At 29.5% G+C, this 11429-nt stretch carries 7 protein-coding genes; 6 read left to right on the top strand and 1 reads right to left on the bottom strand.

Translation table 11 applies throughout. The features are described 5' to 3' along the window. Window positions 1-71: 71 nt before the first annotated feature. Window positions 72-2441 (bottom strand): endopeptidase La, encoded by a 2370-nt coding sequence (lon, locus tag WBG30_RS10065; RefSeq protein ID WP_424504523.1) that lies wholly within the window; start codon window positions 2439-2441, stop codon window positions 72-74. 225 nt (window positions 2442-2666) lie between these two features. Between lon and WBG30_RS10070 the strand changes: the two genes are divergently transcribed. From WBG30_RS10070 to WBG30_RS10095, 6 genes are all read left to right on the top strand, one after another. After that, window positions 2667-5135, top strand: coding sequence for an AMP-binding protein (locus tag WBG30_RS10070; protein ID WP_424504524.1), 2469 nt, complete (start codon window positions 2667-2669; stop codon window positions 5133-5135). 469 nt (window positions 5136-5604) lie between these two features. Next, entirely contained in the window at window positions 5605-7131 is a 1527-nt protein-coding gene (locus tag WBG30_RS10075) for an alanine/glycine:cation symporter family protein (RefSeq protein ID WP_424504525.1), read from the top strand. A gap of 97 nt (window positions 7132-7228) precedes the next feature. Continuing rightward, window positions 7229-7816, top strand: a complete 588-nt coding sequence (locus WBG30_RS10080) for a class I SAM-dependent DNA methyltransferase (RefSeq protein ID WP_424504526.1) — start codon at window positions 7229-7231, stop codon at window positions 7814-7816. After that, a complete protein-coding gene (locus WBG30_RS10085) occupies window positions 7813-8478 on the top strand; it encodes a M48 family metallopeptidase (protein WP_424504527.1) in 666 nt (221 codons plus the stop codon). Before WBG30_RS10080 ends, WBG30_RS10085 begins: the two co-directional genes overlap by 4 nt. A 241-nt stretch (window positions 8479-8719) precedes the next feature. Continuing rightward, the gene (locus tag WBG30_RS10090) at window positions 8720-9262 is read left to right on the top strand and encodes an HNH endonuclease (RefSeq protein WP_424504529.1); all 543 of its coding nucleotides are present in this window, start codon (window positions 8720-8722) and stop codon (window positions 9260-9262) included. Between the two features lie 308 nt (window positions 9263-9570). After that, the coding region (locus tag WBG30_RS10095) for an amino acid permease (protein ID WP_424504528.1) at window positions 9571-11429 on the top strand (1859 nt) is incomplete at its 3' end.

An 11429-nucleotide genomic window follows, 5' to 3' on the forward strand; every position in this document is an offset into this window, starting at 1 on the left:
ATTACATATAAAGATCGTATAAACTAGGAACAAATCCCTAAAATTAATACGATCTCTATTATACTAATCTTTTAAAATACCACTTTTAATATATCTTCAAAATAATCAGCATAATGCACTGTTATTCCTTCTTTTATATAATCAGGTAATCTTTCAAAATCAGTTTTATTATCTTTTGGAACTAATAAAGTATCTATGCCTACTCTCCTTGCTGCTATTGTTTTTTCTCTTATTCCTCCAATAGGTAATACTTTACCAGTTAGAGTAATTTCTCCAGTCATAGCTATATTATTTTTGATTGGTTTATTTTTAGCTAGTGAATATAGAGCTAGTGCCATAGTAACTCCAGCCGATGGTCCATCTTTTGGAGTAGCACCTTCAGGTACATGAAGGTGAATACTATGTTTATCAAAGAAATCTTTTTTATCTTTATCACAATCTTCTTTGCACATCAAAGATTTAACATATGAATAAGCAATTATTGAAGATTCCTTCATGACATCTCCTAATTGACCTGTTTGCTTAAATCCACCTTGATGACCTATAACACTTGCCTCTATATATAGAGTAACTCCTCCCATAGATGTCCAAGCTAATCCTAGTGTAACTCCAGGTATATTTTTATTATATAGTTCTTCAGTCGTAAAAATTGGTTTACCTAAAAATTCTTCCATATTTTTTTTGTTTACACTTATTTTTTTATCTTCTCCCTCAGCAATTTTTAAAGTAGCTTTTCTCATAATCTTTTTAATATTTTTTTCTAGCCCTCTTACCCCTGCTTCCCTGGCATACTTATCAATGATTTCTCTCAATGTTGACGCTGATATTGATATTTCTTTTTTTGTTAACCCATGTTCTAACATTTGATGTGGAATCAAATATTTTTTTGCTATTTCTTCTTTTTCCTCTAATATATAACCTGGTAGTTGAATTATTTCCATCCTATCCAAAAGTGGCCTAGGGATGGTATCTAACTGATTAGCAGTAGTTATAAATAAAATTTTAGATAAATCAAATCTAACATCTAAATAATGATCTAAAAATTCGATATTTTGTTCTGGATCTAGGACTTCTAAAAGAGCTGATGCTGGATCACCTTGATAACTGGTTCCTATTTTATCTATCTCATCTAGCATTATTATTGGATTTGCTGTACCAACTTTTTTTATAGCCTGTAATATTTTTCCTGGCATAGCACCTATATAAGTTCTTCTATGACCTTTTATCTCTGCCTCATCTTTCATTCCACCTACAGAAAACCTAAAAAATTCACGATTTAATGCATTTGCAATTGATTTTCCAATAGAAGTTTTCCCTACTCCTGGAGGTCCTACTAAACAAAGGATTGCTCCACTTACAGTTCCAGTTTTCATAATTGTACTAATAAATTCTAATATATTATTTTTAACTTCTTGTAATCCATAATGATCTTCATCTAGTTTTTTTCTAGATTTGTTTATATCCAAGCTATCTTTTGAATAGATCCCCCATGGTAACTCCGCTATAGCTAAAAGATATGATCTGACTACATTGTGCTCTGGTGAATGACTATCTAATAATTTTAATTTCTCTATTTGTTCTTCTACGGTTTTTAATGCTTCCTTACTTAGAGTTTTCCCTTCTAATATTTGTAATATCTTTTCAACTTCACTCTCTTTATCATCTTTTTCTAGTCCTAATTCTTTTTTTATCAATTTTAATTGTTCTCTTAAAAAATATTCTTTTTGTTGTTTGCTCACTTTTTCTTCAATTTGTTTTTGTAATTTTTCTTGAAGATGCGATATTTCTAGTTCTTTTTTTAACATGGTTAAAATTAATCTACTTCTTTTGGCTAGATCCCATTCTTCCAAAACTTCTTGTAAATTTTTATTTTCAGTTTTCAACATAGATGTAATAAGGTCCATTAGTACACCTGGTTTTTCATAATTAACTTGAGTCATGAGTAATTTTAATTCTTCCTGTAAAATTGGGTTAACCTTAAAAATTTCCTTTAAAGATGTCATTATCGCCAGCATATAAGCACGTATTTCATCATTTGGAGGTCCTTCCTCTCCTTTATCATATTTAACATTCCAGATTATATTAGGCTCTTTTTTAATCACTTTTAATAACTCAAATCTATTTAATCCTTGGACTATTATCTGAATCGTATTGGCAGAAAGAGGTGTTATTTTGTGTATTTTCACCACTGTTCCAACTTCATGCAATTCTGATTTAAAAATATCAAATTGATTTAATTCTTTTACAAAAACTAAACCTAATAATTTATTTTCAGTTTCCTCTACCTTCTTGATAGTTTTTAAAAAAACTTCTCCTGAAAAAGTTATAGGAATCATAATGTTTGGAAATATTGGTCTTGTTAGCATTGGCAAAATTGTTAAGTTTTCTGGCAAGATATGTTCTACATTAACTAATTGACTATCATTTTCTTGCGTATACATGGTTTACCTCCCTTATGAATCATTTTATTTTAATAATAGACTATACTTTCTTTCCATATAATTTCCTATTAAATTAATTAAAAATTTTACATTTAATTATATATAAAATTTTAGAAAAATAAAATAACAAATTTATTCTTAATTTTTCCTTGTGGATGTTTGTTTTACATCAATAAATATAGTATAATAGGTTAAAATGTTTATAAAAAAATTAGGAGGAATATCATGAAATTTATTATTTCAAGGGACAAACCAGCCCTAATATACAAAGGGATTGAAATTACGTATAAAGAATTGGTTAGAAGAATTTTATATTATTCAGATATGTTAAAATTAGAACATCCAGAGGATAAGGTCTTAGTATTCTTAGAAAATCGACCCGAAATTGCATATGCTGTATTTTCTATTTGGGAAAAAAAGGGGATTTCTATCAATGTAGATGCTGGAAGTAGTGCTACTGAAATCGCATATTTTTTAACCGATGCAAAACCTAAATATCTATATACTAGTAGTAAAAACTTAGAAGTCACAAAAGAAGCACTAAAAATATCTAGAATAGATATTCCAATTATTAACTTAGATGAAGTTAAAGTACCAAAAGATTATATTGGAAGAAAAAATTATATTGAAGCTCCTGTAGGAGACAGAACTGTCTTACTCCTTTATACATCTGGTACTACTGGTAACCCTAAGGGAGTTATGCTTACTATGGCTAACCTTCTTTCTAATATAGACAATATTGCTAAAGTTGGCTTATTCCGTAAAGTTGATAGAATTTTGGCACTTTTACCCATGCACCATGTCCTTCCACTTATGGGAAATCTGATCCTTCCTATAAAAGTTGGGTGTACAATTATTATCTTGGATGACCTCTCCTCTGCTGCCATCAAAGAGGCGTTACAGAAATATAAGATTACATTATTTATAGGAGTTCCTAGACTATGGGAGATGTTCCATAAGGGGATAATGGAAAAAATAAACACAAGTTTTATTCCTAGAATATTATTTAAAATTGTTGCTAAAACAAATAATATAGAGCTTGGTAGAAGAATATTTAAAAAAGTTCAAGATGGGTTTGGTGGAGAAATGCATATTATGGTTTCCGGAGGTGCTAAAATAGATCCACAAATAGTAAAAGATTTTAATACTCTAGGATTTAGAATGTTAGAGGGATATGGTCTTACAGAGACATCTCCAATTCTTACATTCAATAGATATGATGATATAAGACCCGGATCTTGTGGTGGAGCACTTCCAGGAATTGAATTAAAAATAGCTGATGATGGCGAAATCATTGCCCGTGGAAAAAACGTAATGAAGGGATATTATAATAAACCAGAAGCTACCGCAGAGGTAATCGATAAAGATGGTTGGTTCCATACTGGAGATTTAGGAGAAATTAAAGATAGTTATCTTTATATTATTGGTAGAAAAAAAGAGATGATTGTCCTCCCTAATGGTAAAAATATCAACCCACAAGATATAGAAGATACTATTATGAAAAAAACCAATTTGATTTCTGAATTAGCCGTTACTGAGTATAAAAATCATTTAGTTGCAATTGTTTATCCTAATTTTACAGTCATTGAACAAGAAGGAATAAAAAATATAAATGAAGCTATCAAATGGAATGTTATAGATCCATATAATATCGAAGCCCCTAATTATAGAAAAATATTAGACTTCAAAATTGTACAGGAAGAACTACCTAAAACAAGGTTAGGAAAACTTAGAAGATTTAAATTGAAAGACCTATTGATAGAGAAAAAAAGAGTTATAGAAAAAACAGTAGAACCAACTACAGAAGAATACTTAATACTAAAAAAATTCATAGAGAATTTAAAAGGAGTTTCTTCTACACCAAAAGATCATTTTGAATTAGACCTAGGTATGGACTCGTTAGACTTTGTAGAATTATTATCATTTGTTGGTAATACATTTAATGTTATTATTATGGAAGAAGAACTTTCTCAATACCCTACTTTATTTGACTTATCTAATTTTTTACATGACAAAGGAGTGAATATTACAGAAAAAGGAAATGATTGGTCTAAAATACTTAATAAAGATATAGATGTCTTTATTCCTAAATCTAGTATGGCATTAAAGTTTGCAAAGTATATACTAACTCCATTTTTTAAAGGGTATATTAAAATAAGTAAAAATGGTCTAGAAAACATTACAAATCAACCAGCAATTTTCATTGGAAATCATCAAAGTTTCTTAGATGGTTTTATACTCAATACTGCTATGGACAAGAAAAATTTAGAAAACACTTACTATTTAGCTGTTTCTAAGCATTTTAAAGGTTCATTTAAAAAATGGGGTGCTAACCATGGAAATATAATTCTTTTAGATGTAGATAATAATTTAAGCGAAACTTTACAAACCGCTGCTATGGTTCTTAGACATGGAAAAAACTTGGTTATATTCCCAGAAGGAGCTAGAAGTAGAGATGGACAAATGGCAGAATTTAAAAAAGCCTTTGCGATATTAAGTAAAACTTTAAATATCCCAGTTCAACCATTTGTTATAGATGGAGCTTATAAAGCTATGCCTATTGGAAGTAAATTCCCAAGATCCACAAATGTCAACCTGACTTTTCTTCCTCCTCTATATCCTAAAGATTTAGAGATCGATGAAATTCTAAAAAACAGTGAATTATTAGTTAAAAAACACCTAGAAAATAATTAAACTTTGTTTTTTTGACAAAGATAAAAAAATCAAATAATTTTAAAATATAGTGATTTTTTTCACTTTATAAAAATAAATTTTAATTCTTATAAATAAAAATTTATTTCACTTATATTTTTATTTTTTAGGCTAGTATTATTTATATACTTATATATATAAATAATATATATATATCCATTAAAAAAAGAATCCTTACTTATTAGTAGGGATTCTTTTTTTTCATAAAATATATCTTAAATATAAATACTAAAGTATAGATATTTACACCTATCTTCAAGTGAAAAAAATAACTTAATTTCAAAAGATTTCACTACTACATGTCCTAAAAACAAATAAAGTGTTTCTTTTTAGGTTTGACATCTTATTTATAGGGTGCTATCATTTAACTGTTACCGATAATAAAAACTATTGTTCCAATTATTCAGATCGAATTTCAATTATTTATATTGTATTTAAACGGAGGTATTTTATGGAAAATTTCATTAATCAGTTAAACGGTATTATTTGGTCACCACTACTTGTCTATCTTTGTCTAGGAGCGGGACTTTTTTTCACACTAAAAATTAAAGTATCTCAAATTTCTATGGTTAAAGAAATGTTAAGGTTATTATTTGGAAAAGATGTTAAACCAGGTGAAAGATCGAAAGACTCAATCAGTGGTTTTGAAGCTATGTGCATGTCAGTTTCTGGGAGGGTAGGAACAGGAAACATAGCTGGAGTTGCTACAGCTATTTCTTTAGGAGGACCTGGTTCTATATTCTGGCTATGGGTAATATCAGTTTTAGGAGCAGCCTCATCATATGTTGAGTCTACACTAGGACAGCTATATAAAGAAGAGTTTGAAGGGACTTATAGAGGAGGTCCGGCATATTATTTTAAAAAAGGTTTATTAGGTGGTAAAGCTTGGTATGGAAACTTATTTGCTATTGTAACTGTAACAGGAATGTCTTTACTTATGCCTTCTGTTCAATCTAATGTAATTGCAAGTTCTATGCATACTGCTACTGGTCTTCCTAAATGGATTACTGGTGCAATAATTGTAGCGGTACTAGCTGTTATTGTCTTTGGAGGAGCTAAAAGAATCGCAAAATTTGCTAGTATTGTAGTTCCATTTATGGCTATAGCTTATATTATAATAGCAGTTATAGTTCTTATTTTAAATGCTAGTGATATTATTCCATCTTTATCATTAATAGTTAGATCTGCATTTGGTCAAGAGCAAGCTTTTGCTGGTATCGTAGGTACCGCTGTCATGTGGGGAGTTAAGAGAGGAATTTATTCTAATGAAGCTGGTCAAGGTACTGGTCCAGCATCTGCTGCTGCTGCTGATACATCACATCCTGCTAAACAGGGATTGATTCAAGCTTTCTCTATCTATATTGATTCTATATTTGTATGTACAGCAACTGCATTGATGATTATCATTACTGGTGCATATAAAGTTTTTGCTCCTAGTGGAAAAGAGATATACTCAGCTTTTGGAGCATCTACCGATATGACTGCCTCTACAATTGGACCTCTTAATACTACTATCGCATTAGATGCAGGTATTGGTTACGGAGCTTACATTGTAGCAATAGCTATTATGTTCTTTGCATTTACAACAATATTAGCTTATTTCTGGAACGGAGATTCTGCTGCTATTTATCTTTTAGGGAACTCTTCTTCTAGTAAAAATATAAGAAAAGTACTTACTATAATCTTTTTAACTTTTACATTCATAGGTACAATTATTACTGGTGGTATGGCTTGGACACTTGGAGACATTGGTGTAGGTATGATGGCATGGGTTAATATAGTAGGGATTTTAATTATGCATAAACCAGCTATATTATGTTTAAAAGATTATAAAGCCAGAATGAAAAAAGGAACACAAGATAACTGGGATTTCAATCCTAACGAAATCGGAATTGAAGGGGATTTTAAACTTTGGGATGGTATAAGAGCTGAAGAAAGAAGCCAAGAACAAGCAGATGTTGAATTAAAAACTTCATAATATTTAAATTTTTTAAATTTAAAGCCATAAACAGATATTTTGTTTATGGCTTTTTTATTGTATAATTATATTAGAAAAGACAAAAGGAGGAATAAACATGAATGATTTTAACGAACGTGCAAAAAATTGGGATACAAACTCTAAAATAGAACGTAGTAATACGATTGCCAAATCAATAAAAAATAATATAAAATTAGATAAAAATATGAGTATACTAGACTTTGGATGTGGTACTGGACTATTAATTTTTCCATTAATAAAAGAAGTCAAAACAGTTCATGGTATAGATTTAGCTCCTAATATGCTTGATGTTTTAAAAGAAAAAGGGAAAAACCATAAAAATTTAACCACAGAACTTAAAGGCATATACGAAATTACTGAAACCTTTGATCTTATTATGAGTTCTATGGTTATGCACCACATCGAAGATATAAACAAACTCGCAAAAAAACTATATGACTCTTTGAACCTTGGTGGAATCATAGCCATTGCTGATTTAATGAAAGAAGATGGTTCATTTCATGATTCATTAGATGGGATTTATGCCTTGGGGTTCTCAAATGAACTTTTAAAGAAAATTTTTAAAGGTGTAGGATTTAAAGAAATAAAAGTCGTTGAAAATATTTTTATCATAGAAAAGAAGAAGAAGAAATATCCTTTATTCTTACTTATAGCAAAAAGATGATGAAAAAATATAAAGTGATCATTGAAAATATAGAGCGTGAAGTAACCATAATTAAAAAAAAGAAGAAAAATATCTCCCTTCAGGTAAAACCATCTATGGAGATTATTTTAAGTATTCCTATGAGGGTTGCTTATTCTTACGGACTAAAACTAATAGAAGAAAAATCTATCTGGATAGAGGAAAAATTAAAAAATTATTCTTCTATATCTAATAATTTAGGAGTCTATTACCTCGGTGAACTCTACTCAGTAAAAGTAGAAAAATCTGAAACTCCAATAAAAATAGTGGAACAAATTATGATTTTCAACGACTCTAAAGAAGTTGATTTACTCTTAAATGAGTGGTATCAACAACAAATAAAAAGGATTTTAGAAGTCTATCTTGAAAAATATACCAAACTTATGGAGCTTTACCCAAAAAAAATAAAAATTAAACCATTGAAATCTGCCTGGGGAATTTGCTATTCTAGCGGTACTATTACATTTAACCTTAATCTTGTAAAAGTTCCACTAAATATTATTGAATATTTGGTAATACATGAATTAGGACACCTAAAACATCCCAACCATTCTAAGGAATATTGGGAATATATAGGTGTATATATAGAAAATCCAAAATTTTCCCGTAAATGGTTAAGAAAAAATGGATATAAATTTATATAAGGAACACGATACACTAATAAAATAAAAATTTTGCAGATAAGGAGGAGAGCCTTATGGGATAGATGAACTTATTAAAAAAAAAGAAGAGATTGCATACAGAATAATCAAAGGGGATTTTAAAAATAAGATTCCCTTTAGTTTTACTGAAAAAAAGATCAATAAAATATTTAAAATCAAAGGTAAACGATATGAAAGACATAAAATTATAGATTCAAACTTTACATATGCGGACTCCCAATGGATAAAACATCTATTTAAACATTGCTGTTTTAATTGTGGAAGTAAAAAAAATCTACAAATTGATCATCATATGCCATTATCTTTAGGATATGGTTTAAAATCAAATGACAAGTATAATGCTGTTCTTCTCTGTAAAAAATGTAATAATCAAAAAAGTAACCTCTTACCTACAAAATTTTATACTTCCTCTCAGCTTCAAATTTTAGAATCAGCTTATGATATTCAAACTCATAAAAACGATGATGTAAATTGTTATAAAAATATAGATGTTAAAACCCTTATAGATCTCTATGAAGAATCCTTAAAAATTAAGGGGTTACTCTATACAAATTATTTAAATTATTTGTGGAGTCAAAAAAAGATATCTAAATATGGATTAAAGAAAGAAAAAATTTATAAAATATACTATATTAAAGATCATAATTTAAAAATAATATATGGTAAAATAAAATATAATTTTTTTACAGGAAAGTTAGTCGTCAATGATCTGAAGATAAGTTTAAAAGATATTGTCGGAGTAATCTTGTGGAGTGGCCATGGATAATTAGAATATCTTAAGCCCTAATAGCGTTCTAATAGGCTTCTCCACTAGTAAACCAAGAAGTCTCTTAGTATACTTTCTCATTTGCTCTCAGTGGATCTATTAACGTTAAAAAACAGTTTATATCCACATTGCTGTAAAGACAAACGAAATTTCAATCATAAGTTTGTTATTTTTTCTATGTTAACTTTACTGTATTTTCTTCTATCTAAAAAACTTTATAATTATCAATCTAATTTAGCAATAACTTCGTTTACAATAGCATTAAATGAAGTATATTTAGGCTATTAAAATAAAGACAAGGTGGTATTATGGAACTAAAAAAAGAACTTGGATACATGGATGTATTTAGTATTTCATCTGGAGCTATGATAAGTTCAGGAATATTTATATTACCTGGGATAGCCTTTAGTAAGGCAGGACCAATAATGATTTTAGGTTATATATTAGGTGGATTAATTGCTTTTACAGGTATACTATCTATTATTGAACTTACCACTGCCATGCCAAAAGCCGGCGGAGATTACTTTTTTATTGTAAGAACTTTGGGTCCACTCATAGGGACTATCTCTGGGGTCCTTAGCTGGTTTGCGATCTGTCTAAAAACTGCTTTTGCAATCTTTGGTATAGCGGGTCTTATTGGAGGAGTTATCTATGGAAATAACCTCGATCATCAGACTTTGGTTATTATATCAGCTATTGTTACCTCTGCCTTTTTATTTTTAAATATTATAGGAGTAGAGATTGCTAGTACCTTTGAGATTGTCTTAGTTGTAGGTTTACTATTATTAATGGGACTCTTTATAGCTGTTGGAATGTTTCATATCAATATTGATTTCTTTACTCCTTTTATTCAAATATACAATTTAGTGGATAATAAGTTTAAATTAGTTACTAGTAGTGGACCATTTGCAACTCTAGGTGCAGGAGTTATTGTATCTACAGCTGCTTTTATTTTTGTATCCTTTGGTGGGCTTTTAAAAGTTGCTTCTATCTCAGAAGAGGTCAAAAATCCTAAAGTTAATATCCCTAAAGGAATGATTTCCTCAATTGTGGTTATAACTGTAGTTTATGCAGCTACATTATTTGTTACTATAGGTATTTTACCAGGAAATGTTCTTGCTAATTCATTAACTCCTATTGCTGATGCTGCCCAAATATTAGCTGGAAAGCCAGGATATATAGTCCTAACTATAGCATCTCTTTTAGCTTTTCTCTCTACAGCAAATGCAGGGATTATGGCAGCCTCTAGATATCCCTTGGCACTGAGTCGAGATAAATTATTCCCCAGTTTTGTAGGTCGAGTAAATAAAAGATTTAAAACTCCTACAGTGGCAATTATATCCACAGGTCTACTAATAGTTAGTTCCTTATTATTACCATTAGAAATCTTAGTTAAAACAGCATCCGCCGTTATATTAATGACGTATGTTCTCACCAATCTATCGGTAATCATCATTAGAGAGAGTAATCTATCAAATTATAGACCTTCCTTTAGGGCTCCTCTATACCCATGGATTCAAATATTTACCATATTTTTATTTTTATATTTTATTTCTCGACTGGGAATATCCGCTATAGAATCTAGTATAGGTCTTATTCTTATAAGTTTAATTATTTATTTTACATATGGAAAGAAAAATGCTAGTAAAGAATATGCGTTATTACATCTTTTAATAAGAATTACTGATAATCTTAAATTAGGTCATAATCTAGAAAGTGAACTCCGAGATATTATTCATCAAAGAGATGATGTAAAACTTACAGAATTTGATAAAATAGTTATGGAAGCTCCCGTTGTAGATCTAAAAAAAATCACTAGTTTAGAGGAATTGATTATATTAGAAGCTGAAAAATTTTCTACTATCTTAGGTAAAAATCATCTAGAGCTAGAAAATCTCTTCTTTGAAAGAGAGAATGAAATAACAACTGCTATATCTGGGTTCACAGCTATTCCACATATTGTTATAGATGATATAGATACTTTTCATATGGCTGTATTTAGATGTAGAGACGGTATTAAATTCAGTGAAAAACACCCTGAAATAAAAGCTGTATTTTTATTTGTTAGTAGTCCTAAATTAAATAAACTACACCTCCAGACTCTGGCATCTATAGCAACATTAATTAAAGATGAAAAATTTCAAGAAAAATGGTTAGAAGCCAAAGA

The organism is Psychrilyobacter sp. (assembly GCF_049671765.1).
Taxonomy (GTDB): domain Bacteria; phylum Fusobacteriota; class Fusobacteriia; order Fusobacteriales; family Fusobacteriaceae; genus Psychrilyobacter.

What these genes read in the sequence shown, in the direction of transcription:
- lon (WP_424504523.1), bottom strand. Translation starts at nt 2,441, where the DNA reads ATGTATACGCAAGAAAATGATAGTCAATTAGTTAATGTAGAACATATC.
- WBG30_RS10070 (WP_424504524.1), top strand. Translation starts at nt 2,667, where the DNA reads ATGAAATTTATTATTTCAAGGGACAAACCAGCCCTAATATACAAAGGG.
- WBG30_RS10075 (WP_424504525.1), top strand. Translation starts at nt 5,605, where the DNA reads ATGGAAAATTTCATTAATCAGTTAAACGGTATTATTTGGTCACCACTA.
- WBG30_RS10080 (WP_424504526.1), top strand. Translation starts at nt 7,229, where the DNA reads ATGAATGATTTTAACGAACGTGCAAAAAATTGGGATACAAACTCTAAA.
- WBG30_RS10085 (WP_424504527.1), top strand. Translation starts at nt 7,813, where the DNA reads ATGATGAAAAAATATAAAGTGATCATTGAAAATATAGAGCGTGAAGTA.